The 26,523-nt window shown below is 70.3% G+C and carries 22 protein-coding genes and 2 pseudogenes; 13 read left to right on the top strand and 11 right to left on the bottom strand.

The annotated features are described in order from the left end of the window. The 3 genes and pseudogenes from DID98_RS34385 to DID98_RS34375 form a co-directional block, all read right to left on the bottom strand. Positions 1-73, bottom strand: a pseudogene (locus tag DID98_RS34385) (hydrolase); the annotation flags it as partial. A 385-nt stretch (positions 74-458) separates the two neighbouring features. Then, a complete protein-coding gene (locus DID98_RS34380) occupies positions 459-1,799 on the bottom strand; it encodes an ATP-binding protein (RefSeq protein ID WP_124489506.1) in 1,341 nt (446 codons plus the stop codon). Next, positions 1,800-2,528 carry a response regulator gene (locus DID98_RS34375; RefSeq protein WP_044848420.1) on the bottom strand — a complete coding sequence of 243 codons (729 nt, stop codon included), beginning with the start codon at positions 2,526-2,528 and terminating at the stop codon, positions 1,800-1,802. It abuts the gene before it with no gap. Between the two features lie 248 nt (positions 2,529-2,776). On the opposite strand from DID98_RS34375, the gene DID98_RS34370 reads away from it, so the two are divergent. Together DID98_RS34370 and DID98_RS34365 are read left to right on the top strand one after the other, a co-directional pair. Beyond that, positions 2,777-3,523, top strand: a complete 747-nt coding sequence (locus DID98_RS34370) for a MipA/OmpV family protein (RefSeq protein WP_124572167.1) — start codon at positions 2,777-2,779, stop codon at positions 3,521-3,523. A 277-nt stretch (positions 3,524-3,800) separates the two neighbouring features. Beyond that, positions 3,801-4,136: a hypothetical protein gene (locus DID98_RS34365; RefSeq protein ID WP_124489505.1), complete on the top strand. Its 336-nt coding sequence runs from the start codon at positions 3,801-3,803 to the stop codon at positions 4,134-4,136. A gap of 21 nt (positions 4,137-4,157) precedes the next feature. Here DID98_RS34365 and DID98_RS34360 read toward each other — a convergent pair whose 3' ends face one another. Both DID98_RS34360 and DID98_RS34355 read right to left on the bottom strand, forming a co-directional pair. Further along, positions 4,158-5,405: a transglycosylase SLT domain-containing protein gene (locus DID98_RS34360; RefSeq protein ID WP_124489504.1), complete on the bottom strand. Its 1,248-nt coding sequence runs from the start codon at positions 5,403-5,405 to the stop codon at positions 4,158-4,160. Between the two features lie 422 nt (positions 5,406-5,827). After that, on the bottom strand, positions 5,828-6,988 hold the full coding sequence (locus DID98_RS34355) for a porin (RefSeq protein ID WP_124489503.1): 1,161 nt from the start codon (positions 6,986-6,988) through the stop codon (positions 5,828-5,830). 452 nt (positions 6,989-7,440) lie between these two features. Between DID98_RS34355 and DID98_RS34350 the strand changes: the two genes are divergently transcribed. Continuing rightward, on the top strand, positions 7,441-8,025 hold the full coding sequence (locus DID98_RS34350) for a flavin reductase family protein (RefSeq protein WP_044848424.1): 585 nt from the start codon (positions 7,441-7,443) through the stop codon (positions 8,023-8,025). Positions 8,026-8,064: 39 nt separating this feature from the next. On the opposite strand, the gene DID98_RS34345 is transcribed toward DID98_RS34350, so the two are convergent. Further along, positions 8,065-8,961, bottom strand: coding sequence for a LysR family transcriptional regulator (locus DID98_RS34345; protein WP_124523911.1), 897 nt, complete (start codon positions 8,959-8,961; stop codon positions 8,065-8,067). 97 nt (positions 8,962-9,058) lie between these two features. Between DID98_RS34345 and DID98_RS34340 the strand changes: the two genes are divergently transcribed. The 3 genes from DID98_RS34340 to DID98_RS34330 are packed head-to-tail and all read left to right on the top strand — an operon-like array spanning position 9,059 to position 12,070. Further along, positions 9,059-10,357, top strand: a complete 1,299-nt coding sequence (locus tag DID98_RS34340) for a CitMHS family transporter (protein WP_124572165.1) — start codon at positions 9,059-9,061, stop codon at positions 10,355-10,357. Positions 10,358-10,397: 40 nt separating this feature from the next. Beyond that, positions 10,398-11,759, top strand: coding sequence for an acyclic terpene utilization AtuA family protein (locus DID98_RS34335; RefSeq protein WP_124524305.1), 1,362 nt, complete (start codon positions 10,398-10,400; stop codon positions 11,757-11,759). After that, positions 11,759-12,070 (top strand): hypothetical protein, encoded by a 312-nt coding sequence (locus DID98_RS34330; protein ID WP_124489499.1) that lies wholly within the window; start codon positions 11,759-11,761, stop codon positions 12,068-12,070. Before DID98_RS34335 ends, DID98_RS34330 begins: the two co-directional genes overlap by 1 nt. 52 nt (positions 12,071-12,122) lie before the next feature. On the opposite strand, the gene DID98_RS34325 is transcribed toward DID98_RS34330, so the two are convergent. The 4 genes from DID98_RS34325 to DID98_RS34310 all read right to left on the bottom strand — a co-directional run bounded on the left by DID98_RS34325 (position 12,123) and on the right by DID98_RS34310 (position 15,133). Continuing rightward, positions 12,123-12,944 carry a carbon-nitrogen hydrolase family protein gene (locus tag DID98_RS34325; protein ID WP_124572164.1) on the bottom strand — a complete coding sequence of 274 codons (822 nt, stop codon included), beginning with the start codon at positions 12,942-12,944 and terminating at the stop codon, positions 12,123-12,125. A gap of 132 nt (positions 12,945-13,076) precedes the next feature. Next, a complete protein-coding gene (locus DID98_RS34320) occupies positions 13,077-14,006 on the bottom strand; it encodes a phosphatidate cytidylyltransferase (protein WP_044848429.1) in 930 nt (309 codons plus the stop codon). A 36-nt stretch (positions 14,007-14,042) separates the two neighbouring features. Further along, a complete protein-coding gene (locus DID98_RS34315) occupies positions 14,043-14,675 on the bottom strand; it encodes a lysophospholipid acyltransferase family protein (RefSeq protein WP_124524302.1) in 633 nt (210 codons plus the stop codon). Beyond that, complete coding sequence (locus tag DID98_RS34310) at positions 14,672-15,133, bottom strand: hypothetical protein (RefSeq protein WP_260428138.1); 462 nt, start codon at positions 15,131-15,133, stop codon at positions 14,672-14,674. The genes DID98_RS34315 and DID98_RS34310 overlap by 4 nt, the downstream gene beginning before the upstream one ends. On the opposite strand from DID98_RS34310, the gene DID98_RS34305 reads away from it, so the two are divergent. The 3 genes and pseudogenes from DID98_RS34305 to DID98_RS34300 all read left to right on the top strand — a co-directional run. Beyond that, positions 15,118-15,723, top strand: a complete 606-nt coding sequence (locus tag DID98_RS34305; protein ID WP_124489496.1) for a CDP-alcohol phosphatidyltransferase family protein — start codon at positions 15,118-15,120, stop codon at positions 15,721-15,723. The genes DID98_RS34310 and DID98_RS34305 overlap by 16 nt on opposite strands. A gap of 65 nt (positions 15,724-15,788) precedes the next feature. Then, the gene (locus tag DID98_RS36015; RefSeq protein ID WP_185640926.1) at positions 15,789-16,094 is read left to right on the top strand and encodes a hypothetical protein; all 306 of its coding nucleotides are present in this window, start codon (positions 15,789-15,791) and stop codon (positions 16,092-16,094) included. Continuing rightward, positions 15,998-16,267: pseudogene (locus DID98_RS34300) on the top strand (class I SAM-dependent methyltransferase family protein); the annotation flags it as partial. The gene DID98_RS36015 and the pseudogene DID98_RS34300, both read left to right, overlap by 97 nt. A 138-nt stretch (positions 16,268-16,405) precedes the next feature. Here DID98_RS34300 and DID98_RS34295 read toward each other — a convergent pair. Then, complete coding sequence (locus DID98_RS34295; protein WP_044848432.1) at positions 16,406-17,428, bottom strand: sensor domain-containing diguanylate cyclase; 1,023 nt, start codon at positions 17,426-17,428, stop codon at positions 16,406-16,408. A gap of 518 nt (positions 17,429-17,946) precedes the next feature. On the opposite strand from DID98_RS34295, the gene bcsB reads away from it, so the two are divergent. The 4 genes from bcsB to DID98_RS34275 all read left to right on the top strand — a co-directional run. After that, on the top strand, positions 17,947-20,280 hold the full coding sequence (gene bcsB / locus DID98_RS34290) for a cellulose biosynthesis cyclic di-GMP-binding regulatory protein BcsB (RefSeq protein WP_124572163.1): 2,334 nt from the start codon (positions 17,947-17,949) through the stop codon (positions 20,278-20,280). A gap of 6 nt (positions 20,281-20,286) precedes the next feature. Continuing rightward, positions 20,287-21,516: a cellulose synthase complex periplasmic endoglucanase BcsZ gene (bcsZ, locus tag DID98_RS34285; protein ID WP_124572166.1), complete on the top strand. Its 1,230-nt coding sequence runs from the start codon at positions 20,287-20,289 to the stop codon at positions 21,514-21,516. Further along, positions 21,501-25,436 (top strand): cellulose synthase subunit BcsC-related outer membrane protein, encoded by a 3,936-nt coding sequence (locus DID98_RS34280; RefSeq protein ID WP_124572162.1) that lies wholly within the window; start codon positions 21,501-21,503, stop codon positions 25,434-25,436. The genes bcsZ and DID98_RS34280 overlap by 16 nt, the downstream gene beginning before the upstream one ends. Positions 25,437-25,444: 8 nt before the next feature. Continuing rightward, positions 25,445-26,523: cellulose biosynthesis protein BcsE (locus DID98_RS34275; protein ID WP_260428137.1), on the top strand; the 1,079-nt coding region annotated here is incomplete at its 3' end.

Genomic DNA, 26,523 nt, shown 5'->3' with positions numbered 1-26,523 from the left:
TGACGATGAACGCCGCGTTCTGCGGGGTGAGCAGGTGGTCGTTCGCGGGATCGCGAATCGGTTCGCTTGCCATGGTTCTCTCCAGATCAGGGTGGTGGGCGGCTGGGGATCACGATCGCGCCGCCCCGTCGTGCGGACGCGATGCGATTCTGCTGCGGTGCGGTGCCACGACGATCGAAGCGCGACGGTGAGGCGCGACCTCGACGCGGCGCGCGCCTGGCGATTCGCCGGATTCGGGTGCCGGCGAGTGTCGTCAGCTTATGCGATTCGCGCGGCGGTGCGTAGCGCGCGCGGACAGAACATAGTGTTCTCGTTCATCGAACGGCATGCGGGCGCGACCGGGCGCGGCGTGCCACTACCATGAGCGGCATGATCAGGAGCACTGACAGGTGTGAAGGCGACGGTTGCCGCGCACGCAGCGATCGAGCGGCGCGGCGGCCGGCCCCAGGAGAGAGTGTTTAGATACGAGAGTGCTCCGTGCGCGGTGGCGTGTCGCCGAGGAATTCCGGCAATGCCCGCGGCGGCAACGAAATCACGAAGCGGGCGCCGCCGAGCGGCGAATCCTCGAGCCGCACGTCGCCGCCGTGCACGAGCGCGACGCGTCGCACGATCGCGAGCCCGAGCCCGAACCCGCCGGTCTGCCGGTCGCGGCTCGAGTCGAGCCGCTGGAACGGTTCGAACACGCGCGCGCGTTCGGCGACCGGGATGCCGGGACCGTCGTCGTCCACGCTCAGCACCAGCGCGCCGGACGCGTCGTGCGTCGCGGACAGCAGCACGGTGCGCGACGCATAACGTGCGCCGTTGCGGATCAGGTTCAGCAGCGCCCGTGCGACGAGTTTCGGATCGCACACGTGGGTGGCGGGCGCGCCGGTCGTCGACACGCCGAGCGTGAGGCCGCGGTCGGCGACGTCGTTCGCGACGTTGCCGGCCACGCTGTCGATCAGCGCATCGACGGCGACGTCCATCGGCGCGAGTTCGCTTGCGCCTTGTTCGAGCCGCCCGATCGTCAGCAGCTCGGTCACCAGCTCGTCGAGTTCGCGCACGTCGCGCCGCAGTTCGTCGCGGCGCTCGCGCATGCGGCCGCTTTCGTCGGATTCGGCGAGCAGCGCGAGCCCGAATTCGAGGCGCGCGAGCGGCGTCTTCAGCTCGTGCGAGATGCCGTGCATCATCTCGCGCTGCTGCTTGATCGACGCCTCGATCCGCTCGGCCATGTCGTTGAACTGCTGCGACAGCGCGTAGATGTTCGAGCGCCCGGACAGCTTCACGCGCGTCGACAGGTTGCCCGCGCCGAACGCGTGCGCGGCGGCCTGCAGCTTGCGCAGGTCGCGCCAGTGATACGAGGTCCACAGCGCGACGGCGAACAGGGCCGCGAGTGCGGTCATCCCGTATGCGTAGATCTGAATGTCGAGGTCGGCCGGTGCGATCGGGCGGGCATGCAGGACCGAGCCGTCCGCGAGCGGCATGTAGTAGTTCCTGCGGTCGTAACTGATCGCGATCCGGCCGGCGTCCAGATCGCGCAGCGGCCCGCCGCGCAGTTGCGCACGGGCGTCGGCCATCGTCACGAAACCGAATCGCTCGTTGCCGTGCTGCGCGAGTTCACGCAGCGCGAGGCTGCGCTTGCCGCCCGGATGGCGTTCGAGGTAATCGTTCAGCACGAACGCGTAAGTGGTCAGCGCGTTGCGCTGCGCCTGCGCCACGCGCTCGTAGAAAATCCTGTTGAACGACCATTGAATGAATACGATCGAGGCGGCACAGCACAGGATCACGATGAGGTACAGCTTGATCAACGGGCGCAGCATTTAGTCGTCCCACGCGGAAGGGCTGAACAGGTAGCCGCGGCCCCAGATCGTCTTGATCCGTTGCGGCTCCGACGAAGCGTCCTCGAAGCGCCGGCGCAGCTTCGAGATGCCCGAGTCGACCGAGCGGTCGAGCCCGTCGAATTCGATGCCGCGCAACTGCTTCAGGATGTCGTCGCGGCTCAGCACGGTGCCTGCCGCTCGCGCGAGGATCAGCAACAGGTTGAACTCGGTGGTCTTCAGGTCGACGAGTTCCCCGCGCCACGTGACCGTGCGGTTCGGCGGCGAGATCGTCAGCTCGCCGAACACGAGGGCGTGCGGCTGCGTGTGGGCCGCCGGTTCGGACGCGGCAGGCTGCGCGCGGCGCAGCAGCGCACGGGCGCGTGCGACGAGCACGCGCGGCTCGATCGGCTTGGTCACGTAATCGTCGGCACCGGTTTCGAGGCCCGCGACCTGGTCGTACACGTCGGCGCGCGCGGTGAGGATCAGCACGGGCACGTTGGTGAACGCGCGAATGCGCCGGCAGACTTCCATCCCGTCGAGGTTCGGCAGCATCAGGTCGAGTATCACGAGCGCGGGCTGATGCTCGCGCACCGCGGCGACCGCGAGATCGCCGCGCCGTATGACCGTCACCGCGAATTCATAGTTGTCGAGATATTCGCGCACGAGCTGGGCGAGGCGGTCGTCGTCCTCGATCAGCAGCACACGGTATTTGAGCGGATTGTCGTTCATGGTCTCCTCGGTTGCGCGCGTTCAGCCTCTCCATGCCGATGAATGCGCGGCCGGCGAATTCTATCCGGCGTGGCGGCCGCCGGGGCCGCGATACGACAATCGGGAACAAACGATCACAATTGAGCACACATTTTCCGCAGATTCAGGACAGTGCTGCCGCGCCGTCGTACCTAGACTTCGGGCTCCGTCACTCTTGTCTCGACATCGTGAGTCCATCCTTCCGTTCGCTGCGCTCGTTGCGCTATTGCATGCCGCTTGCCGGCCTGACCCTCGCCGCCGTCGCCCACGCCGAAAACCAGTACGCGATATCGCTCGGCGGCGGGTTCGCGCCGCGCTACCAGGGCAGCAACCAGTATCGCGCCGTCGTCGCGCCGTCGTTCTCCGCGATGTTCGGCAACGGGTTCTTCATCGACACGGCAGCCGGCGCCGGCTACCGTTTGAACCTGCCGCACGGGGCGTTCGTGTCGGCAGCGCTCGGCTATGCCGGTGGCCGTTCCGACGAAAACCGTTTCGACCTGGCGGGTTCGGATCACCTGAAGGGGATGGGCCGGATCCCCGGTTCGGTGCTCGTCGGCATGCGTGCGGGCGTGCAGCTGCTCGATGGCGGCGAACTGAGCGTCGCCATCGATGCGCCGGTCACGCATACGTCGCGCGGCTTGTCCGGCCACGTCGATCTCGCGGTGCCGGTATTCAAGGCCGGCCGCCACGATGTCGTCGTGACCGGCAGCGTGCATGCCGGCACGGGGCGCTACATGCAGACGTTCTACGGCGTGACCGACGCGCAGTCGGCGGCGAGCGGCTTCAGGCCGTATTCGACGAGCGGCGGGGTCGACAGCGCAACGCTGTCGCTCGCATGGAACTGGGGCGTGTCGCGGCACTGGTCGGTGCATGCGACCAGCGGCTTCACGCGGCTGCTCGGACGCTATGGCGACAGCCCGATCGTCCAGACGCGCAGCAACTACTTCGGCATGGCCGGCGTGACGTACAAGTTCTGACGCGAACGGCATGATTCGCCAGCGCCCCGTCCGGGGAGCACGACTTCGCCGCGGATCGGTGCGGTAACATGAAGGCGGCTTCGGCTTCGGCTTCGGCTTCGGCTTCGGCTTCGGCGTCAGGCTGTCGAGGCGACTGCGCGGAGCCGATTCGACTCGAACGGATCGCGCAATACGGTGCCTTGCCGGCCGGTGGCGCGCAGAACCCATCATGGATCCAACGCCCGGTGCGTGCGCGCATCCCGCACCTGCCGCGCCGGGCCGCGACAGGGAGAAACCGATGAAGAACACGATCGCGATGCTCGCGGCACTCGTTGCGAGCGCAACCTTTGCGGGATGTGCGGACATGAACACGAAGCACCCCAACGCCACCGCCGGCGGCGCGGTGACGAACCCCGCGCCGTCGGGCGCCGTGAACGCGTGCAAGGCGGACGCCACGCCGGACGACGCGCTGATCGGCAAGACCGAGGCCGATGCGGCCGCGCTGCTCGACGGCTGCCTGTGGCGCGTGCTCGAGCGCGACGGCCGGTCGTTGCCGGGCACGATGGACTATCGCGAGGAGCGCCGCGACCTCGGCATTCGCGACGGCAAGGTGATCTGGGTGCGGCGCGGGTGAGGGATCGGGCCGGCCCAAGCGTTACTTCGAGATGTACCAGAGCGCGTCGGTGCTGACGCGTGCGCCCGGCTTCGGCGCGGCGGGCGCCTGAGGTGTCGCAACCGGCGGCGGCGTGTTCGACGTCACTGCGGTGGGCCACGTCGCAGGCGTGTTCGACGCGGTCGATGCCGTCGACGTATTGGCCTGACTCGAGGTTGCTGCCGAACCCGACGTGGACGCCGTGTCGATATACCAAAGCGCATCGGCCGATGCGGTGCGCCTGGCCGCTGCATCGGCGGTGTGTCTGGATGCGGGCGCTGCCGTCGCCGTCGCTGCCGTGGCGGCCGTCGCACTCGAACGCTGCGTGCCCGCTGCGGGTGCCGCGCCCGCCTGAGCGGTCGTCCCCGTCGCGCCGCGCTGCGCGCGCGCCTCGAACGGCCCGAGCTGGAAGATTAACGTTTGCGCGGGACGCGTCAGAACGGCATACGGGAACTGCAGCTCCCACGACATCAGCACGCGGCCCGACGACGTCTCGGTGAAGATCGCCGGCACGTGCTTCATGTCGCTGAACTGCACGTAGATCCGCGCGCCGTCGTCGAACACCTGGGTCGGCTTGGCCTGGTCGGCGCCCGTGACGGTCCAGCCGAAGTTGTACGTGCCGGCCGGGCCGGCCGGCCCGCCTTGCGGTTGCGGCGGCGGCGCGGCAGGCGCGAGCGTGCGGGGCCGTGCGACCGGCGGTGCCGACACGCTCAGGCTGGCGAACGGGTTGTACGCCTGCACCTGTTGCGGCGGCGTGAAGGAGGGCGGAAGGATGGGCATGGGAGTATCCGGCGAATCCGGCATGGTCCGGATTGCATCATAGACCTTGCGCGCATACGCGAGGCGCTTGTCGGGCGACGCGGCGTTGTACGCGCCGATCGCGTTCCAGTTGGCGCCGAGCTGGCGGATGTTCTGCGACAGGATCCACGCGCCGACGTACGCGTTGGTGCACGCATCGAACAGGCTTTCCCGCGTGATGCCTTCGCGCGCGAGCGTCGGCAGCCAGGTGCTGTTGATCTGCATCAGGCCGATGTCGACGGTGCCGTTCGTGTTGGTGTTGACGGCGTTCGGATTCATCCCCGATTCGACCTGCGCGATGCCGCGCAACAGGCTCACGCTCACTTTCTGGAACGTGGCCGCGTCGTCGAGGCAGTCGGCCCGCGCGAACCCGTGCAGCGCGCACGACAACACGATCGTCGCGGCGATCTTCGGCGTGGCGTGGCTGATCGAACGGGCAGTCTGACGCGGCATGGCAGGATGGGGCGGAATCCGGCCGCCCGGTGCAAGGAAATTACGCAGACGCGAAGTGTGCCATAGCGCGCAGCCAAATGGCTCGCGTCAAACTTTCCTTTGCATTTGCCGGCGGATTTGTCGCGGATTTTCGCCGACGCCGGTATCTCCGTGCGACAGGAGGGAATCGGTAAAAAGGGCCGATTATCGTGCGCATGCCAGCGTGCGGCCGCTATAGGAAGACTGACGCCGCGCGTCAGTTGCGCGGCGAATGCGGCAATGAATGGTGCAGCGAAACGGACGATAAAAGGCGCGGCCACCGGTGCGCGGGGCGTGGAAACGGCGACGGCGGCCGCAGCCGCCGTGTCGATGCATCCCCGGCTCCCGAAATCCGGTTCCGACCGGCCGGCCGCGCGATGCCGCACGCAGCCGGCCGTCGTCGCTCAGAAGCGGTGACGCAGGCCGAGGTTGACCATCGTCTGCGAGCTCGTGCCCGCATAGCCGTACGAACCGATCGACGCCTGCGCGGCCATCGACCCGCCGTTGCCGTCACCGGTCTGGCCGCTCGCGTGCTGGTACGCGGCGGTCAGGTACACGTCGGTGCGCTTCGACAGCGTATAGTCCGCGCCGGCCGACACCTGGTGATAAGTCGCCGACGTATCGCCGCCCGAGCGCGTGTAGCTGTAGCCGAGCCCGACGAGCAGCGCATTGGTCGCCTGGTAGTTCACGAAGCCTTGCCCCGTGTTGTAGTGCTCGTTCGAGTTGAACACCGAGCTCGCGTCGCGGCGGTATTGCGCATTGCTGTAGCCGAGGCCGAACGTGAACGGGCCGGCCACATACTGGCCCGCGATGCGGGCGATGCCGATCGAATGCGCGCTCGCGTAGCCGGTGTTGATCGGGCCGTCGAAGGTGCCGTCCGACGAGCTGGTCCAGCCGTTGCGCAGCCCGTTCGACGCGGGGCTGTTGGTCGCGTGGAAGTACCCGCCCGCGACGCTGAACGGCCCGTTGTTGTACGACACGGCGGCCGAATACGACTGCGCGGCGCCGGTGCTGCCGGCGATGCCGCCGAACGAGTACATCGCCGAGAACTGCAGGCCCGAATACACGGCCGACGTGTACTTCACCGCGTTGTCGACGCGGAAGCTGTTGTCGTAGTTGTCGACGTCGCCCGGCGTCGCGAACACGCTGCCGAGATAGTTGTCGGCGGTGATGCCCTGCACGAGGTCGATGAGCGGATCGTACTGGCGGCCGAACGTGAGCGTGCCGTAGCGGTCGCTCGACAGCCCGACGAACGCCTGCCGGCCGAACAGGCGGCCGCCCTGGCCCTGCCGGCCGCTGCTCGGGTCGAAGCCGTTCTCGAGCTGGAACAGCGCCTTCAGCCCGCCACCGAGATCCTCGCTGCCTTTCACGCCCCAGCGGCTGCCGGAGAGATTGCCAGCGCTGCTGTTGCCGAGCATCCACGCGTTGTCCTTGCCCTGCGCGTGATTCACGTACGTGATCGACGTGTCGATCACGCCATACAGCGTGACGCTCGACTGCGCATGCGCCGCGGGCATCGCCGCGAACGACGCGAGCGAAATCAGCGAGAGGGTCGTGCGTTTCATTTCATCTCCTTGCGATTGGCCTGTTTTCTTGAACCGGAATGGCAGGAGACTACCGAGCCGCAGACGAACGGCAAAAACGAAATTCTCCGATGTGACATAAAGCCGACAGATGCATGCTTCGGCAAGGTCCATTGAGAGATTCACATTATTGAGAATCGTGTATCAATCGATTTGAATTTCGAGATGGCGCGACCGGCGTATTGCCGGAATCGTGATAATTCCGCACGATTTCCAGTCGAATTTCGACGACGATGCATTGGTCGTCGATTCATCAATTGATTATTTAACGAATCGAATCGCGTGATGCGGGCCGAGTGTGTTATTGCGCGCACCGCGCGAGCGATTTGGGTGTGACGCAGCGCGCCCGCGCGCGCCGTCAGCGGCGATCGGCACGGAGTGCGAGAATGCTGGCCTCGGCCGGCACGCGTCGTGCCGCTCACCAGGGAACCCGCATGGACAGTCACATCGCTCCGGTGGAGCTGAAGAAAGCCTACCGTCTTCTCAACCACGGCCCGACCGTGCTCGTGTCGGCCCGTCACGACGGCGTCGACAACGTGATGGCCGCCGCGTGGGCCTGCGCACTCGATTTCCTGCCGCCGAAGCTGACGGTCGTGCTCGACAAGTCCGCGAAGACGCGCGAGCTGGTCGAGCGCAGCGGCACCTTCGTGATCCAGGTGCCGACGGCCGCGCAGCTCCAGCTCACGCATGCGGTCGGCAGTCACAGTCTCGCCGAGCGGCCGGACAAGCTGCGCGAGGCGGGCGTCACGCTGTTCGACGTCGCCGGCCATGACCTGCCGTTCGTCGCCGGCTGCTCGGGCTGGCTCGCGTGCAAGCTGATACCCGAGCCGCACAACCAGCAGGCCTACGACCTGTTCATCGGCGAGGTGGTCGGTGCATGGTCCGACACGCGCGTGTTCCGCGACGGTCACTGGTATTTCGAATCGGCCGATCCGGCGCTGCGCAGCCTGCACTACATCGCGGGCGGCAACTTCTATGCGATCGGCGAATCGCTGCACGTCGATCCGGACGCGCAGTAGGCAGAAAGCGGGCTTTCGTTCGCGATTCGGGCGCGCGGTTCACGCGCGCTTGTTCAATTCCGCCAGCATCACGTCGGCGAACGCCTGCGCGACGCGCGACAGCGTGCGCCCGCGTTTCGCGACGAGCGCGATCGGCCGCACGAACGCCGGGTCGTCGATCGGCTTCGCGACGAGGTCGGGCTCGGCGCGCACCTCGCGCGCGGCGGCCGGCAGGATCGTCACGCCGAGGCCGCCGCGCACCATCGCGACGGCCGTCATCATGTAGGTCGGTTCGCACGCGATGTCGGGCGTGCAGCCGGCCGCTTCCAGCGCGGCATCGACGACGCTGCGCACGCTCGTGCCCTGTGCGGTCAGCACGAGCGGCACGGCGGCGACGTCGGCGGTGCGCACGCGCCGCTTGCGCGTGAGCGGATGATCCTTCGGGCACACGGCGACGAGCCGGTCGGCGCCCGCGTACAGCACGTCCAGCGACGCGTCGAACGCGTCGCCGCCGGTCAGCCCGAGATCGGCTTCCTCGTTGCGCACCAGCGCGGTGACGAGACTCGCGACGCCGTCGCGAATGTCGAAGCCCGCGCGCGGCACGTCGCGCCGGAACGACTGGATCAGCTCCGGCAGCAGGCTGGATGCAAACGTCGGCAGGCACGCGAGCCGTACCGTGCCGCTCGCGCCTTCGCCGAGCGCCCGCGCGTCGCGCAGCACGCGCTCCATGTCGTCGAGCGAACGCTGCAGCAGCGGCAGCAGTTCGCGCCCGGTCTGCGTGAGCGCGACGCTGCGGCTGTTGCGGTCGAACAGCCGCGCGCCGACGATCTCCTCGAGCCGGCGGATCTGCACGGTCAGCGCCGGCTGCGACAGGTGCAGCCGCGCGGCGGCGCGCGTGAAGTTGCCGGCCTGCGCGACGGTGACGAACGCGCGAATGTCGCGAAGGTTCAGATCCATAACGATTCGTGATTGCTGCGATCAAATCATTTCAATTGTGCTATCGCTGCGCCGACCTTACGCTCGTCTCCAACAAAAGACAAGGTAGGAGACACCGATGCTGCCGTTACTCGGGCTGGGCACGATCGTCGTGCTGCTGGCCGCAATTCTGTCCAGGCGCATGTCGCCGCTCGTCGCGCTGATCATCGTGCCGATCGCGGCGTCGCTGATCGGCGGCTTCGGGCTGCATACCAGCAAGTTCGTGATCGACGGGCTGAAGGGCCTCGCGCCCGTGGTCGGGATGTTCGTGTTCGCGATCCTCTATTTCGGGACGATCACCGACGCCGGCACGCTCGACCCGATCATCGACCGCATCCTGCGCGCGGTCGGCACGCGGCCCACGCGGATCGTGATGGGCACGACGCTGCTCGCGCTGCTGATCCACCTCGACGGCTCGGGCGCCGTGTGCTTTCTCGTGACGATTCCCGCGGTGCTGCCGCTTTACGACCGCCTGAAGATGGACCGGCGCGTGCTGGCCGCGGCCGTGTCGATGGCCGCGGGGATCAACTTCCTGCCATGGACGGGGCCGATGATCCGTGCGTCGGCCTCGCTGCACCTGCCGGTGTCGGCGCTGTTCAATCCGCTGATTCCGGTGCAGGCGATCGGGCTCGTGTTCGTGTTCGGCGTCGCGTACTGGCTTGGGCGGCGCGAGGAGAAGCGGCTCGGACTGTCGCGCGACGATGCGTCGATTCCGCTGCCGACCCGGGCGCTCACGCCCGACGAGCAGGCGCTGCGCCGGCCGCGCCTGTTCTGGTTCAACCTGCTGCTGACGCTCGTCGTGCTCGGCACGATGGTCGTGATGGGCGAGAAGATCCCGCCGGCGATCATGTTCATGGTCGGGCTGTGCATCGCGCTGATGGTGAACTACCCGGACGTCGACATGCAGAGGAAGCGCATCGACGCGCATGCGCGCGCGGCGCTGATGATGGCCGGCATCCTGCTCGCGGCCGGCGTGTTCACCGGGATCATGCAGGGCAGCGGGATGCTGAAGGCGATGGCGCAGGCGGCGGTCGGCTTCGTGCCGCCGTCGATGGCCGGCCACATTCCGGTCGCGCTCGGCCTGGCGTCGATGCCGCTCAGCATGCTGTTCGATCCCGATTCGTTCTACTTCGGCGTGCTGCCGGTGATCGCCGAAGTGTCCGGCCAGCTCGGCGTGCCGGCCGTGCACGTGGGGCAGGCCGCGCTGCTCGGCCAGATGACGACCGGGTTTCCGGTCAGCCCCCTGACGCCCGCGACGTTCCTCGTCGTCGGCCTGTGCGGCATCGAGCTGGCCGAGCACCAGAAGTTCACGTTCCCGCTGCTGTTCGGTGCCTCGATCGTGATGACGATCGCGTGCGTCGTGATGGGCGTCTTTTGATTTTTTTCCCGGCGCGCGAGCGCCGGATCACGGTACCGACATGACAGCAAAGCCACCACACGAACGGCGCGTGCGCATCGGCGCGGGCGCCGGCTATTCGGGCGACCGGATCGAGCCCGCGGTCGAGCTGGCCGAACACGGGCAGCTCGACTATCTCGTCTTCGAGTGCCTGGCCGAGCGCACGATCGCGCTCGCGCAGCAGGCGCGGCGCAAGGATCCGGCGCTCGGTTACGATCCGCTGCTCGACGCGCGCATGCATGCCGTGCTCCCGGTGGCGGCGGACAAGCGCGTGCGGATCGTGTCGAACATGGGCGCGGCGAACCCGCGCGCGGCCGCGCGGCGCACCGCGCGGATCGCGCAGTCGCTCGGCCTCGCGGGGCTGAAGGTCGCGGCGGTCGAAGGCGACGACGTGCTCGACGTCGTGCTGCGCGGCGCGTTCCGCTTCGAGGAGTCGGGCGACGAAGTCGCCGCGTATCGCGACCGCATCGTGTCCGCGAACGCGTATCTCGGCGCCGCGCCGATCGTCGATGCGCTCGCGGCCGGCGCGGACGTCGTGCTGACCGGGCGCGTCGCCGATCCGTCGCTGTTCGCCGCGCCGCTGATCCACGCGTTCGGCTGGCGGATGGACGACTGGGACACGCTCGGGGCCGCGACGGTCGTCGGCCATCTGCTCGAATGCGCGGGGCAGGTGACGGGCGGGTATTTCGCCGACCCGGGCTACAAGGATGTGCCGAACCTCGCGCGGCTCGGCTTCCCGATCGGCGAGGTCGCGGCCGACGGCTCAGTCGTGATCACCAAGGTGCCGCACGCGGGCGGCCGCGTGAGCGCGGCGACCTGCAAGGAACAGCTGCTGTACGAGATTCACGATCCGGCGCGCTACCTGCAGCCCGACGTCGTCGCGGATTTCACGCGCGTGGCGGTGGCGGAGGAGGCGCCGGACCGCGTGCGCGTGACGGGCGGGCGCGGCAGCGCACGCACCGGGACGCTCAAGGTGTCGGTCGCGTATGTCGACGGCCACATCGGCGAAGGGCAGATCTCGTACGGCGGGCCGGGCGCGCTGGAACGCGCGCGGCTCGCGCTCGACATCGTCCGCGAGCGGCTCGCGCTGACGGGCGTGGCCGCGACCGAACTGCGTTTCGATTTGATCGGCGTGGATGCGCTGTACGGCGACGCGACGCCCGCCGTGCGCGGCGAGCCGGCCGAAGTCCGCGTGCGGGTGGCCGGCCGTGCGGCGAGTGCCGCCGAGGCCGCGCGGATCGGCAACGAAGTCGAGACGCTCTATACGAACGGGCCGGCCGGCGGCGGCGGTGCGTTCAAGTCGACGCGCGAGGTGATCGCCGTGCAGTCGGTGCTGCTGCCGCGCACGGCCGTGACGCCGTCGTTTTCTTTCGTGGAGGCATGATGCAATTGCGTGAACTGGCGCATGCGCGCACCGGCGACAAGGGCAATACGCTGAACGTATCGGTCATCTGCCGCGATCCGCGTCACTACGAACACCTGCGCGCGCATCTCGATGCGGCCGCGGTGAAGGGATGGCTCGCGGGCATCGTGCACGGCGACGTCGTGCGCTACGAGCTGCCGGCGCTTGCCGCGTTCAACTTCGTGCTGCGCGATGCGCTCGGCGGCGGCGTCACGCGTTCGCTCGCGCTCGATGCGCACGGCAAGTCGGTCAGCTCGGTGTTGCTGGCGATCGATGTGCCGGAGCCTGAGTGACGACGTGGCGGCGTGCATCGCCAATCGGCCGCGTTCGCCGCCAGGTTCATGCTCACGGAATCAACCACTCGCGACGCCCGTCCGCGTGCTCGATGCGTTCGCCCGCGATGTGCAGGCGCTGATCCGCACGATAGTCGTAGACCGCGCGCGACGCGGCGACCTGGTCGAGATCGAGTTCGACCGTGTGGCGCGATTCGCCGTTGCCGGCCTCGAAGATCAGGTTGCCGAACGGATCGGCCGCGAGGCTGCCGCCCGCGAACACGACGTCGTGCGCACCTGCGCCGACGCGGTTCGCGACGACCGCGAACACCTGGTTTTCCATCGCGCGGGCCGAGACCGACATGCGATGCACCTGACGGTACGGCTCCATGTTGCCGTCGGTCACGAGGATCAGCTGCGTGCCGAGCGCCGCAAGCGCGCGGCCGGTTTCCGGAAATTCGCTGTCGTAGCAGATCAATAGGCCGATCCGCACGCCGCGCCATTCGACGCTCGCGTAGCGGTCGCCGGGCAGCACGACGTCGCGCTCGCTCAGCCACAGATGTGTCTTGCGATAGCGCAGCGCGATGCCGTCCGGCGTGACGAACACGGTCGTGTTGTAGAAGCGCCCGCCGTCGTTCTCGATCAGCCCGGCCACCACCGCGACGTTGCGCGCCCGTGCGGCCGCGATCACCGCGCCGATGCTCGGACCGTCGAGCGGCTCGGCCACGCGCGCGAGATTCGACGGATCGAGAAAGCCGGTGAGCTGCGCTTCCGGAAACATCACGATGTCGGTGCCGGGCGCGCAGCTCGCGATGGCGTCGAGCGTGCGCCGCAGGTTGTACGGTGTGTCGCCGTCGCGGCCGGCCAGCTGCACGATGTCGAGTTTCAGTTTCATGGGCGGGTTCGGTGGCAGTGGCTCGTCGCGCGATGCGGCGCAAGGGTGGGGATGAGCGTCAGTATGCGCCGAACGCGCCGGTTTCCCATCCCGCCGACGCGTTAGCGCTTGCGATGCCGCGCCGCCCGCGCATCACACGTACAGGTAGCGCACGAGGTGGAAGAACACCGGCGCCGCGAAGCAGACCGAGTCGACGCGATCGAGCATCCCGCCGTGGCCCGCGATCATCGACCCCCAGTCCTTGGTGCCGAGCGAGCGCTTCACGGCCGACAGCACGAGGCCGCCGACGAAGCCCGCAATCACGATCGCGAGCGAGATCCCGAACGCCGCGCCGAAGCTGAACGGCGTCACGCGATACAGCGATGCGCCGCACAGCGTCGCGAGCAGGCCGCCGCCGACGAAGCCTTCGACCGTCTTCGACGGCGACAGCTGCGGCGCGATCTTGCGGCGCCCGCACAGCTTGCCGACCACGTACTGCAGCACGTCGCTGATCTGCACGACGAACAGGAAGAAGAACAGCAGCAGCGCGTTCTGCCCGGCGTAGCGCGGAATGTCGAGGATCAGCACGGCCGGCGCGTGGCTCAGCCCGTACACGCACACCATCAGCGCCCAGTTGATCTTCGCGTTGCGGCTCAGGAATTCGCGCGTGTCCTGCGTGAGCGCCGACACCAGCGACATCGCGAAGAACAGGTGTACCGGAACGAAGATCGAATACATCCCGTACCAGTTGATCCCGAGCAGCAGGTACTGCACCGGAATCGCGACGAAGAACGCGATGAAGAGCGTCGTATGGTCGCTCGCGGTCGTCGGCGTGAGCGTGATGAACTCGCGCAGCGTCAGGTACGACAGCAGCGCGAACACCAGATACGTGACGTTGTTGCCGAGGCTGATCGCGATGACCATGATCGCGATCATCGCCCACCACGCGCGGATGCGCTGGTTCAGGTTGACGATGGTCGCGCTCGCGCCGCCGCTGCGCGCGCCGAGGATCGCGCCGATCACGGTCGCGAGCACCAGCACGCCGGTGACGCCCGCGACCAGTTCCCAGAAGAGAGTTCGCATGAAGAGGCCCGGAAAAGGGAGAGGAGGGCGCCGCGTTCAGCCGGCCGGCCGCTGCGGCGGCGCGAGCGCGACGATCGCGTCGCGCATGCGGGCGAGGAAGGTCGGCTTGTCCTCACCGGTGCCGAGCGCGTCGTTCGCGCCGAAGTGCACCTTGCAGATCAGCGGCACGGGCCAGATCGCGCCCTTCGGCATGATGCGCTGCAGGTTCTCGAGATAGACCGGCGCGAGCGCGACGTTCGGAAACTCGGTCGCGAGATGGAACAGGCCGCTCTTGAACGGCTGCGGCAACACGTCGGCGCCGCGCGTGCCTTCCGGGAAGATGATGATCGAGTGGCCTTGCCGTAACGCATCGCGCACCGGGTCCAACGGGTCGCCGCCGCTCTCGCGGTGACGGTCGATCAGCACGACGTTCAGCAGCTTCTGCGCGATGTGGCGCTTCAGGTCGCCGCTGTCCCAGTAATCGCGCGCGGCGACGGGCCGCACGACCGCGCGCACGTCGCGCGGCAGCGCGGCGAGGATCGCGAGCGTGTCGATGTGGCTCGTGTGATTCGAGAAGTAGATCTTCTGCGTCGGGGAAGGCGGCGCCTGATGCCAGACCGGATACGCGCCGGCGACGAGCCGCACGATCGACAGCAGGAAATCGCGCTGCCAGATGTTCAGGATGTTCATCGGCGCCGCGCCTCCTGCGTGCGTGCCCGCGCGGCCGCGCGGGCGCGGCGGGCGGAATCCCGGAATGCCGGCGCGGCAGGATGCGCGCCGGACGGCCATTGTTCAAGTTTTTTCAAATTCGTGGCTGCCTGTCGCAGGGCCGCGATCATCGGACGATGCGCCGGCAGAGTTGCGTTGCGGCGAATGCGCCGTTCGACGGCGTGATAATCGGCTGTTGCACGAGCGCCCGGCGACAGTTCGAGTGAATTGCTGCGCTCACGGGCCAGCGGATTATCGCGAGTTTCCGTCGAAAACGCCAGATTGCCCGGCGCGGCGCGCGGCTTGACGCGTCGGGGCCGCTCGGCGACGATTACGGCCACCTGTCGAAAGCCGCCGCCGGCGGTTGCGCCGCCCGGGGCATGGCGGCGACGAACGTATCCGAACGTGCCGAACCAATAAAACGATGAGCCTTTACGCACTCAAACCGAAATTCCAGAACCGTCTGCGTCCGTTCGCGGATTCGCTTGCCGAGCGCGGCGTCACGGCCAACCAGGTCACGCTGTTCGCGGCCGGCGGCTCGATCGTCGTCGGCGCGCTCGCGGGGCTCGGCGTGTTCGCCCGCGTGCTGTTCCTGCTGATTCCGATCTGGCTGTTCGTGCGGATGGCGCTCAACGCGATCGACGGCATGCTCGCCCGCGAGCACGGGCAGAAGAGCACGCTCGGCGCGTACCTGAACGAGCTCGGTGACATCGTGTCCGATGTCGCGCTCGTGCTGCCGTTCCTCGCGATTCCCGCGTTCGCGCCGGCAGATGTCTGGCTGTTCGCGCTCACGGCGATCATCGTCGAATGCGCGGGGCTGATCGGTCCGCTCGCCGGTGCGACGCGCCGCTACGACGGCCCGTTCGGCAAGAGCGACCGCGCGCTCGCGCTCGGGGCGTTCGCGCTGTGGATCGGCTTCGGCCTGCCGGTCGGCGGTGTCGCCGCGTGGCTGTGGCGCGTGCTGATCGTGCTGTCGATCGTGACGGCGGTGCGGCGCGTGCAGGCGGGCGTCGCCGAAGCGGGTGGCTGACGGCGGCTGGCGGCCATAGCGGGACCGGCGCCGCATGATTCGAATAACGAAACGAGAGAGATCGCATGAGCGCACGCACGGCCCGCGAGGCCGGCTTCGTCACGCACGACGGCGACACGCTGTTCTACCGTCACTGGCCCGCGACGGGCCCGCGCTGCCGCGACGCGATCGTGCTGCTGCATCGAGGCCACGAACATTCGGCGCGCGTCGCGCACCTCGTCGACTCGGCGAGCGTGACCGCGCGCAGGCGCTCGCGCCGCTGCGTGCGTTCGAGCTGCGCGGGCTCGCACAGGCGGTGCCGCCCGGCGGCTATCTCGTCTGCACCGGACAGCCGTGGCATCCGCAGCTGGAATTCATCGCGCGTGCGCTGAACTCGAGCGCGCTGAACAATCATCGCGGCGAGGCGACCTGGGTGATGCGCCGCCGCTCGCAGGCCGGGATGGACGAACTCGTCGCGCGCGCGGGCTGACGCAAGCTCGACCAGCGGATCGACGAGCTGGGCATCTTCACGGTCGGCCTCGCGCAGCGGGTCGACGCGTCATGAGCGCGCTCGGGTTGTGCCGGGCCGGCGTGCTGGTCGCGATCGTGCAGTGGATCGTGGTCGGGGCGGCGATCGCGGTGCCGCAGTCCGGTCAGCCGTGCGCGAGCGGCCCGGCTGGCCGAATGGGCCGGGCGTCCCACGTCACGCGTGGCATGCCCGCTGCGTCCGCGTGCGCTTCACCTCGTACATCGCCTGGTCCGCATGCTCGATCAGCGCGTTCATGTCGGTGCCGTCTTCGGGCAGCATCGCGACGCCGACACTGACGCCGAGCCGCAGCGGCTGCCCCTCGAACTCGAACGGTTCGGCGACCTGCCGGGCGAGCCGTGCGCGTTGTGCGTCGATGTCGTCGCGGCTGCCGACGTTCGGCAGGATCACCGCGAACTCGTCGCCGCCCACCCGCGCGACCGTATCCGAGCGCCGCACGGCGCCCAGCATCCGCGTGGCGGCCTCGCGCAGCGCGGCGTCGCCCGCGCGGTGGCCGTAGCCGTCGTTGATCGGCTTGAGCCCGTCCATGTCGATGTTGAGGATGCCGAGCCGGCCGTTCGCGCGCAGCGCCGTGTGCATCGACTGGCGCAGGCGGTCGTAGAACAGCGCGCGGTTCGGCAGGCCGGTGAGCGCGTCGTGCGTCGCGCGCAGGTACAGCTCGTTCGCCTCGTTGCGCGCCGCGTGGAACATCGCCGCGGCGATCAGGTCGGCCGTGAGCCGCAGCGTGCCGGCGTCGGCGGCCGAGAAGCCGTCGACCTCCGGCGACATCACCTTCAGCACGCCGACCGTCGTGTCCGCATGGGTGAGCGGCATCACCAGCATCGAGCGCAGCCCGACGCGGCGGCAGGCATCGCGATCGACGCGCGGGTCGGTTTCCGAATCCGTGCAGCGCAGCAATTCCCCGCGCGTCACGCACAGGCCCGACAGGCTGCCCGAGCGGCGCAACCGCAGCCCGAGCATCCCGGCGGCGGAACCCGACGCGGCGCGGTACACCATGTCGTCGCCTTCGGCGAATTCGACCGCCGCGCCGCTCGCGCCCGTGAGTTGCGGCACCTGCTCGGTCACATAAGCCATCACGCTGCCGAGGTCGAGGCCGAGTTTCGCGATCTCGGTCTGCGTGGCGATGATGCGCAGCAGCGTGTCGGGGGACGGGGTGGCGGTGTCGACGATTTGATCCAAGTCAGTTTTCCATGAAGAAAGCCCGGCACGCGGCGCCGGCTTGCGGTAGCATACGCGCCGCCCACGCGGCAGCGCGTTCCGGGCGGCCCGCAAGGGGTCGCATCCGGCATCCGGCATCCGGTATCCGGACGGTTCGCCGGCGCGACGGTTCGCCGATCCGGCAGCGTCGGCAGTATGCCGGTCGGTCCGGCCGGCAGCAACGGCGTAATTCTTGCCATTCAGTCGCCGCACGCAGCATTTCCGACCGTATTGAGTTGTTTTTCGCTTCGTCAGCGCGAATCAGGGTGAGTTTTGTCCTGATTTTGAGATAGTGTGACGAATGTGCGAGCGCCGGTGCCAGGCGCGCACCGTCCGATGGACCGGCAGCGGAAGAATGCGCCGCGTCGTTTCGATACATGCATTCAGGCCAGACTTTGAGGGGAAGCAGTGGGGATGTGCACTCACGGGCATAGCTGCTTTGGGCGCGTCGACAGCGGCGCGCTTGATCACCGGACGACCACGACGATGCGGAGCCGCGCATGAAGCCGGCCGTGTCGCTGTTCGTCCTGTCGCTCGCCACGTTCGGCGCGTTTCATGCGGCCGCGCTGTCGGCCGCGCCGATGCCGGCCGCGTCGGCATCCGTTTCGGCGGCCGCCGGCAGCCCGGCCACGCCTGCGCTTGCCGACGGCGCGCCCGCATCGAGCGCATCGGCCGCATCGAGCGCCGCCGGCGCGACGCCCGCCGGCCTGCCGGCGACGACCGTGCACCTGCCGTTCGCGTCGCTCGGCGCGTTCGATCCGGTGCACCTGCGCGGCGCCGACGATGCGCGCACGATCCATGCGGGCGTGCGGCTCGACCGCGTGGTCACCGGCGCGCGGCTGCGCCTGACCTATGCGTATTCGCCGTCGCTCGTGTTCCCGATGTCGCACCTGAAGGTCTCGGTGAACGACGAGGTGGTCGCGACCGTCCCGTTCGACGCGACGCGCGCGGGCCGCACGGTCACGCAGGACATCCCGATCGATCCGCGCTACTTCTCCGATTTCAACCAGATCGGCCTGCGCCTGATCGCGCACTACTCGCTCGATCACTGCGAGGACCCGTCGAGCTCGGCGCTGTGGGCCGACGTGAGCCCGACGAGCGAGCTGATCCTCGACGAGTCGCCGGTGCGCCTGCCGAACGATCTCGCGCTGCTGCCCGCGCCGTTCTTCGACCGGCGCGACAACGGGCGCTTGCGGCTGCCGTTCGTGCTGCCGGCGTCGCCCGACTCGGCGACGCTGCGCAGTGCCGGCGTGCTCGCGTCGTGGTTCGGCGCGCAGGCCGACTACCGGCAGGCGCGCTTCCCGGTCGCGGCGACGCTGCCGGCCGACGACCAGGCGGTGGTGGTCGGCACGGCCGCGACCTTGCCGGCCGGCCTCGCGCTGCCGTCGGTCAACGGCCCGCTGCTCGCCGTCGCCGACAACCCGGCCGCGCCGGGCCGCAAGCTGCTGGTCGTGACGGGCCGCACGGCAGCCGAGGTCGACGATGCGGTCGCGGCGCTCGTGCTCGGCCGCGCGGCGCTGTCGGGCCCGGCGGCGACGGTCGCGCACGTCGATCTCGGCGCGCCGCGCAAGCCGTACGACGCCCCGCGCTGGCTGCCGGTGAACCGGCCGATCGCTTTCCGCGAACTGGTGTCGGATCCGCGCGAACTCGAAGTGCGCGGCACGTCGCCGGACGCGATCCGGCTGAACCTGCGGGTGCCGGCCGACCTGCATTCGTGGAACGGCTCGGGCGTGCCGATCACGCTGCGCTACCGCTACACGGCGCCGACCGTGCAGGACAACTCGACGCTCGCCGTCGAGATCAACGAACAGCTCGTGAAGTCGTACCGCCTCGGGCCGGCCCATGCCGAAGACGCGCGCGGGCGCATGCAGCTGCCGCTGCTGGCGGTGCCGGAAGGGCGCGTGACGAGCGATGTCGACATCCCGGCGTTCCGCGTCGGCAGCGGCAACCAGTTGCAGTTCCGCTTCACGCTCGATTCGCAGAAGACGGGGCTCTGCTCGAGCACCGCGACCGAGCCGCAGCGCGCGGCGATCGATCCCGATTCGACGATCGACTTCTCGCACTTCGTCCACTACGCGCAGTTGCCGAACCTCGCATTCTTCGCGAACAGCGGCTTCCCGTTCACGCGCTTCGCCGACCTGTCGCAGACGGCGGTCGTGATCCCGGACCGGCCGTCGCCGCAGGAGCTGGAAGCCTACCTGACGATGCTCGGCCACATGGGGCAGTGGACCGGCTTCCCGGCGCTGCGCGTGCAGGTCGCGCGGCCCGCCGACGTCGCCGCGCTGGCGGGCCGCAAGGACCTGCTCGTGATCGACGGCTCGCCCGCGTCGCCGCTGCTGTCGCACTGGCGCGCGGCGCTGCCGCTGGCGATCGACCAGCAGGCCGGCACGGGCGCGACGCGTGTCGCGTTCTCGGTGAAGGAGCGCTGGCGCAACGGCGTCGGCATGGCCGACGGTGGCGCGCATATCGAACAGACGGGCGCGCTCGCCGCGCTCGCCGGGTTCGAACTGCCGGGCAGCCACGGCCGCAGCGTCGTCGCGCTGACCGCGACCGACCAGACGCGCCTGGCCGACCTGCTGGACGTCTTCGAGAAGCCGGGCCTCGTGTCGCAACTGCAGGGCGACCTCGCGCTGGTGCGGCCGGGACAGGTCGACAGCCTGCGCGTCGGCGATCCGTACGTGGTCGGTTTCGTGCCCTGGTATGCGCGCGTCTGGACGCAGGCGGCGCGGTACCCGGTGGCGCTCGGCGTGGTCGGCGTCGTCGCGGGGCTGTTGCTCGCGCTCGGCGTGTTCAGCGTGCTGCAGAAAATCGCCGCGCGCCGCCGGGGGATGTAACGGATGATGGCTTGGGCATTCGCAAGGCGACGGGCAGCGCGGCCGGCGCGGCGGGGCGGCACGACGCTCGTGCTGGCCGTCGCGGCGGCGTGCGCAGCGGCCGGGGTAGCCGGGACGGCCGGGCGCGCGCAGGCGGCGCAAGGCGGTGCGGCCGACGTGCGGTGCGGCGCGGCGTGGCCGCGCTGGGACGCGTTCAAGCGCGATTTCGTGTCGGCCGACGGCCGCGTGATCGACGTCGGCTCGGCCGATTCGCGCACGGTATCGGAGGGGCAGGCGTATGGACTGTTCTTCGCGCTCGTCGCGAACGACCGACGCACGTTCGACACGATCCTCGCATGGACCGAGAACAATCTCGCACAGGGCGACCTGAGCGCCCGGCTGCCGGCGTGGCTGTGGGGCCGCGCGCCGGACGGCACGTGGCGCGTGCTCGATGCGAACGCGGCGTCGGATGCCGATCTCTGGATCGCCTACACGCTCGTCGAAGCCGGGCGGATGTGGCACGAGCGCAGCTACACCGCGCGCGGCGCGCTGCTCGCGAAGCGCGTGCTCGACGACGAGACGGCCAGCGTGCCGGGCCTCGGCCTCACGTTGCTGCCCGGGCCGACCGGGTTCAAGCTGGCCGATGGCCAATGGCGCGTGAACCCGAGCTATTCGCCGCCGCAGGTGATCCGCGGGCTCGCCGCGCGCCTGCCCGACGAGCGCCGCTGGGCCGCGCTCGCGGCCAGTACCGGCCGCGTGCTGCTCGACACCGCGCCGAAGGGCTTCTCGCCGGACTGGGCGTTGTATCGCGCGGGCGCGGGCTTCGGCCCCGATCCCCAGACCCATGCGGAAAGCGCGTACAACGCGATCCGCGTGTACCTGTGGGCCGGCATGCTCGATCGCGGCGATCCGCTCGCCGCGCCGCTGCTCGCGCGCTTCGCGCCGTTCGCCGACCATATCGCCGCGCATGGCGCGCCGCCGGAGAAGGTCGACACGACGACCGGCGTCGCGGGGCCGAACGACGGCAATGGCGGCTTCTCCGCGGCGGCCGTGCCGTTCCTCGACGCGCGCGGCCAGCATGCGCTCGCCGATGCTCAGGCGGCCCGTGTCGATGCGCTCGCGCGCCAGGCGGCGCCCGGCTACTACACGAGCGTGCTGACGCTGTTCGGCCTGGGCTGGCGCGACGGCCGCTACCGGTTCGGCGCGGACGGGTCGCTCGCTGCGCGCTGGGAGGACCGTTCATGCGCGGCCCGATGAAGCGCACCGCACCGCGCGTCGCGGGGTTCGCGTGGCTCGCGTCGTCGGTCACGGCGGCGGCGCCGGCCGCCGTCGCCACACCCGCGCCCGCGTTGCCGAAAACCGTCGCGCCGAAGGCCATCTCGGCGCCGGCGCCGGCCACGACCGAGCTGCCCGATGCGCAGCGTCAGCTCGCGACCGCCCGCATGTGGGGCGCGAAGCATCGCGACGACCTCGCGCGCGACGCGCTGCGCAAGGGGCTCCTGATCGCGCCGGACGATCCCGAACTGCTCGCGGAACAGATGCGGGTGCTGCTGCGGCTCGGCGACGCGCAAGGCGCGCAGGCCGCGCTGGCACGCCTGCAGGCCCGCGCGCCCGCGGCGCCCGGCACGCGGCGCGCGGCCGACGAATACCGCGTCGCGACGAGCGGGCGCGGCGAGATGGCGCAGATCCGGCTGCTCGCGCGCAGCGGTCGCGCCGACGAAGCGGCCCGGCGGATCGTCGCGCTGTTCCCGAACGGCGCGCCGTCCGGCGCGCTCGGCGCCGAGTACTACCAGATCGTCGCGAATGCGCCGGGTGGCCGCGAATCGGCGCTCGCCGCGCTGCGCCGCGCGGTCGCGGCCGACCCGCAGGACGCGAGCGCGGCGCTCGCGCTCGCGCGGCTGCTGAACCAGCGCGCCGACACGCGCGCGGAAGCGAACCGCATCGCGTGGTCGCTCGCGAAGCGCGCCGACGCCGATCACACGGAAGCGATGGCCGTGTGGCGGCGCGTGCTGCAGTCCGCCGGCAGCGATCCCGCGTATCTCGATGCGCTGCATGCATATCTCGCGCTGGTGCCGGACGACACGGAATTCCGCGATCGCAGCGCCGAACTCGACCGGCAGCGCGACGCGCAGCGCCGGCTCGAACGCGACCCCGACTACATCGCGCAGCAGCGCGGCTTGCAGGCGCTCGCGCGCGGCAACCTGGCCGGTGCCGATCCGCTGCTCGCGCGCGCCGCGCAGGCGCGCGCCGGCGACGCCGATGCGCTCGGCGGGCTCGGCCTGCTGCGCCTGCGCGAAGGCCGGCACGACGAAGCGCGTGCGCTGTTCACGCGCGCCGCGGCGTTGTCGACCGACCAGCGCGGCAAGTGGCAGAGCCTCGCGCGTACCGCGCAGTTCTGGGGGCTGCTCGCGCAAGGCCGCGCGGCGGCGTCGGCCGGGCGGCCGCAGGATGCCGAGCGCGCGGCGCGCGCCGCCCTCGCGATGCAGCCCGACAGCCCGGACGCGAAGCTGCAGCTCGCCGACGCGCTGCTCGCGCAGCGCGACTGGGCGCGCGCGGAGCCGTTGCTGCGCGAACTGCTGGCCGCACGTTCGCCGAACGTGTCGGCGGTGCGCGGCACGGCGATGCTGTACGAGAGCACCGGCCGCGCGGACCGCGTCGGCCCGCTGCTCGACGCGCTGCAAGGCCGCGTGACGGGCAGCGACGATCGCCGCGCGCTCGACGGGCTGCGCGCCGACCTGCTCGCGAGCCAGGCGCGCGCGCTCGCGGACAAGGGCGAACGCGGGCCGGCCGTGCAACGCTACGAGGCGGCCGTGCGCGCGGCGCCCGACGCACCGTGGACGCGTTTCGCGCTCGCGCGGCTGTATCGCGACATGGGGCTGCCGCAGCTCGGCCGCACGGTGATGGATGATGGGCTTGCGCAAAGCGATACGCCCGAGATGCGCTATGCGACCGCGCTGTATCGCAACTCGCTCGACGATGTCGCCGGCGCGCAGGCCGCGCTCGCGGGTGTCGACGATGCGCAGCGCTCGGACGGCATGCGTGCGCTCGCCCGCAAGCTCGACGCACAAAGCGCGCTGGCCGACGCGCGCGGCGCGCTCGGCCGCGGCGATCGCGCGGCGTTCGCCGCGTCGCTCGCGCATGCGCAGGCGAGCGCCCCGGACGATCCCGACATGCTGGCCGCGATCGGCGCGCAGTGGATCGACGCGGGCGAGCCCGAGCGCGGCCTCGCGCCGTTGCGCGACTGGATCGCCGCGCATCCGCGCGAGGCCGATCCCGACGTGCGGCTGCGCTACGGCGACCTGCTCGGCAGCGCGGGGCGCGACGACGCGCTCGCCGCGTGGCTCGACACGCTGCGCCGCGAATCGGCGCTGACGCCGGCACAGACTGCGCGCATCGAGGATCAGTCGCTGCGGCTCGTGCTGCGCCGGACGGACGACGCGATCGCGCAGCAGGACTATGCGCGCGCGCGCACGCTGCTCGATTGCGCGAGCCCGGCCGGCCGCGCGGACAAGCGCTATGCACTCGAGCTGGCCGATCTCGAACGCGCGCAAGGTCACTACGACGCGGCACGCGACGCGCTCGCGCCCGTTATCGCGCGCACGCCGGACGATGCCGACACGCAGCTCGCGCTCGCGCGCATCGACGAGGACAGCGGCCAGCGCGCGGCTGCGCTCGCGCGCGTGCAGGCCGTGCTGGCGCGCACGCCGGACGACGACGTCGATACGCGGCTGTCGGTCGTGCGCCGGCTGAACGCGCTGCGCCGCCCGGACGAAGCCGCGCAGGTGATCGACCCGCTGCAGGCCGCGTATCCGGCGCGCGCCGACGTGACGGTTGCCGCCGGGCGCGTGGCCGAGGCGCAGGGCCGCTACGACGATGCCGCGTCGCTGTACCGGCTGTCGCTGTCGCAGGAACGCACGAGCGGCGTGAGCCCGGGCCGCGACGGCCGCACGCCCGCGCAGGCCGCGTTCGCGGATCTCGAGCAGCGGCGCGATCCGGAGATCGAGACCGGGTGGCTGCCCGCGTACAAGTCGGGCGACGAAGGGATTTCCGCGTACCGCGCGCAGCAAGTGCCGATCTACGCGCAGATGCCGGTGCGCTACGACGGGCACGCGTTCCTGCAGCTCGACACCGTGCATCTGGACGCCGGCACGCTCGATACGAGCGACCCGAATGCGTATTCGCTGAAGACTTTCGGCACCTACGGCGCGCTCAACGCGCTGGCCGGCTCGTCGCTGGCGCCGTTGAACCAGCAGGCCGCCGCGTTGATCGCGCATCCGCAGGGCGACCTGCACCAGCCGATGACGGGCGTCGCGCTCGGCGCCGGCTATCGCACGGATGCGTGGCGCGTCGATCTCGGCACGTCGCCGCTCGGCTTCCCGGTGCATTACCTGGTCGGCGGCGTGCGCTACCGCTTCGACGCGGGCCCGGCGAGCTTCACCGTGAACGCGTCGCGCCGGCCGGAAACGAGCAGCGTGCTGTCGTATGCGGGGATGCGCGATCCGTGGACGGGCGCGGTGTGGGGCGGCGTGCGCCGCGACGGCGTGAACCTGCGCGCGGCGCTCGACGTCGGCCGCGTGAACCTGTTCGCGGAACTCGGCGCGGGCGTGCTGTCCGGCCGCAACGTCGAGCGCAACGCGGAAGTCACGCTGCGCTCGGGCTTCACGGTGCCCGTGTACGAACGCGCGACGATGAAGGTGAGCACGGGGCTCGTCGGCAATGCGTGGCACTACGCGCAGAACCTGCGTTACTACACGTACGGGCAGGGCGGCTACTACAGCCCGCAGCGCTACCTGTCGCTCGGCGTGCCGCTCGAGTGGGCGGGGCGGCGCGACGCGCTGTCGTGGGACTTGACCGTCACGGGCGGGATCTCGAACAGCTACGAGAAGGACTCGCTGTTCTACCCGACCTTCGCGGACCAGCGCGCCGCGCAGGAGGCGGCGGGGCTCGTCTACGCGGGCAGTTCGACGCGCGGCGTGTCGTTCTCGTACGGCGTGAACGGCATCGTCGAGTATCGCGTGAATCCGCACCTGAGCGTCGGCGCGCAACTGCACGTCGACCGGTCGCACGACTACGCGCCGAGTTCGGCGCTCGTGTACCTGCGCTATGCGTTCGACGCACGCGCGGCGCGCAGCTGGCTCGTCACGCCGACGCCGGTGCGGCTTTATTCGGATTACTAGGGGAACGCGTGAATACGGAACTCGATGCAACCCGTCCCGCGCTCGGCGCCGCCGGCCTGCTGGGCCGCCTGCGCGCGCTGCTGCGCACCGGGCCGGCCGGCGGCCGCGCCGGCCCGCTGAGCCGGCTCGCGATCGACGGGCTGCCCGACACGTGGACGCAGCTGGAAGCGGGCGGCCTGTACGCGATCTATGCCGCCGCCGGCACGCCGGCGTGCGATGCGCTGGTGTGGGAAAGCGCGCGGCAGTCGCGCACGCGCGACGTGACGGTCGTGCTGTCGCGCGCCGCGGCGCACGTTGCCGCGCAGCTGCAGGCGCGCGGTTTCTCGGGCGGCGCGCAGCCGGCCGGCTGGCCGCGCAACCTCAACGTGCTGGCGATGCCGCCCGCGCCCGCGGCGGCCGACGGCGATGCCGCGCGCGAGCCCGGTGCGCCGCGCCGTGCCGCGCCCGGTCCGTTCGCGCGGCTCACGGGCGGCTTGCGCGCGATGAAGCGCTACGGCTTTCGCGCGCGCTCGCTGTATTTCATCGAAGGCGCGCAACGCTGGTTCAGCTGGGACGATCCGACGGCGCTCGCGGAAGAAGCGCACGCGCTCGCCGACTGGTGCCGCACGCACCGGATCGCGCTGGTGCTGCTGGTCGATCCCGAGATCGTGCGCACCGGCGCCGATCCGGACACCGATGATCCGCCGCTCGTGCGCGACGCGAATCGCGCGCCGCGCAGCGGCTTTCACGGCGTGTGCGCGGGCGTCGCGCAGCTGCAGCGCACGCACGGCGAGCTGCTGTGGGTCGTCGATTTCTGGCGCGCGGGCGAGACGCTCGCGGCCGGCGAAGTGCGGCCGCTGCGCTTCGCGCCGGGCGGCCGGCTCGCGGCGATCGTCGACGGCGCCGCCGCCGAACCGCTGCGCCGGATGAAGCTCGCGACCGACGAGGATCGCGTCGTCGTCAGCCGCGCGGTGCTCGACGAAGGCGGACGCGTGCCGGCCGACTGGGAAATCGTCGACGACAACGCGGCGGTCGTGGGGGGGGGGGGGCCCGCCCCCCCCCCCCCCCCCGGGGGGGGGGGGGGGGGGGGGGGGCCCGCGCGGGGGGG

Origin of the sequence: Burkholderia sp. Bp8984, assembly GCF_003853755.1 — a bacterium.
GTDB lineage: Bacteria > Pseudomonadota > Gammaproteobacteria > Burkholderiales > Burkholderiaceae > Burkholderia.
The sequence above is the reverse complement of the archived record's forward strand: the minus strand, read 5'-3'. Positions and strand labels throughout refer to the sequence as shown.

What these genes read in the sequence shown, in the direction of transcription:
- bcsZ (WP_124572166.1), top strand. Translation starts at nt 20,287, where the DNA reads ATGGCTTGGGCATTCGCAAGGCGACGGGCAGCGCGGCCGGCGCGGCGG.
- DID98_RS34315 (WP_124524302.1), bottom strand. Translation starts at nt 14,675, where the DNA reads ATGAACATCCTGAACATCTGGCAGCGCGATTTCCTGCTGTCGATCGTG.
- DID98_RS34355 (WP_124489503.1), bottom strand. Translation starts at nt 6,988, where the DNA reads ATGAAACGCACGACCCTCTCGCTGATTTCGCTCGCGTCGTTCGCGGCG.
- DID98_RS34365 (WP_124489505.1), top strand. Translation starts at nt 3,801, where the DNA reads ATGAAGAACACGATCGCGATGCTCGCGGCACTCGTTGCGAGCGCAACC.
- DID98_RS34320 (WP_044848429.1), bottom strand. Translation starts at nt 14,006, where the DNA reads ATGCGAACTCTCTTCTGGGAACTGGTCGCGGGCGTCACCGGCGTGCTG.
- DID98_RS34375 (WP_044848420.1), bottom strand. Translation starts at nt 2,528, where the DNA reads ATGAACGACAATCCGCTCAAATACCGTGTGCTGCTGATCGAGGACGAC.
- DID98_RS34325 (WP_124572164.1), bottom strand. Translation starts at nt 12,944, where the DNA reads ATGAAACTGAAACTCGACATCGTGCAGCTGGCCGGCCGCGACGGCGAC.
- DID98_RS34370 (WP_124572167.1), top strand. Translation starts at nt 2,777, where the DNA reads ATGCCGCTTGCCGGCCTGACCCTCGCCGCCGTCGCCCACGCCGAAAAC.
- DID98_RS34360 (WP_124489504.1), bottom strand. Translation starts at nt 5,405, where the DNA reads ATGCCGCGTCAGACTGCCCGTTCGATCAGCCACGCCACGCCGAAGATC.
- DID98_RS34380 (WP_124489506.1), bottom strand. Translation starts at nt 1,799, where the DNA reads ATGCTGCGCCCGTTGATCAAGCTGTACCTCATCGTGATCCTGTGCTGT.
- DID98_RS36015 (WP_185640926.1), top strand. Translation starts at nt 15,789, where the DNA reads ATGAGCGCACGCACGGCCCGCGAGGCCGGCTTCGTCACGCACGACGGC.
- bcsB (WP_124572163.1), top strand. Translation starts at nt 17,947, where the DNA reads ATGAAGCCGGCCGTGTCGCTGTTCGTCCTGTCGCTCGCCACGTTCGGC.
- DID98_RS34305 (WP_124489496.1), top strand. Translation starts at nt 15,118, where the DNA reads ATGAGCCTTTACGCACTCAAACCGAAATTCCAGAACCGTCTGCGTCCG.
- DID98_RS34340 (WP_124572165.1), top strand. Translation starts at nt 9,059, where the DNA reads ATGCTGCCGTTACTCGGGCTGGGCACGATCGTCGTGCTGCTGGCCGCA.
- DID98_RS34330 (WP_124489499.1), top strand. Translation starts at nt 11,759, where the DNA reads ATGCAATTGCGTGAACTGGCGCATGCGCGCACCGGCGACAAGGGCAAT.
- DID98_RS34345 (WP_124523911.1), bottom strand. Translation starts at nt 8,961, where the DNA reads ATGGATCTGAACCTTCGCGACATTCGCGCGTTCGTCACCGTCGCGCAG.
- DID98_RS34350 (WP_044848424.1), top strand. Translation starts at nt 7,441, where the DNA reads ATGGACAGTCACATCGCTCCGGTGGAGCTGAAGAAAGCCTACCGTCTT.
- DID98_RS34280 (WP_124572162.1), top strand. Translation starts at nt 21,501, where the DNA reads ATGCGCGGCCCGATGAAGCGCACCGCACCGCGCGTCGCGGGGTTCGCG.
- DID98_RS34335 (WP_124524305.1), top strand. Translation starts at nt 10,398, where the DNA reads ATGACAGCAAAGCCACCACACGAACGGCGCGTGCGCATCGGCGCGGGC.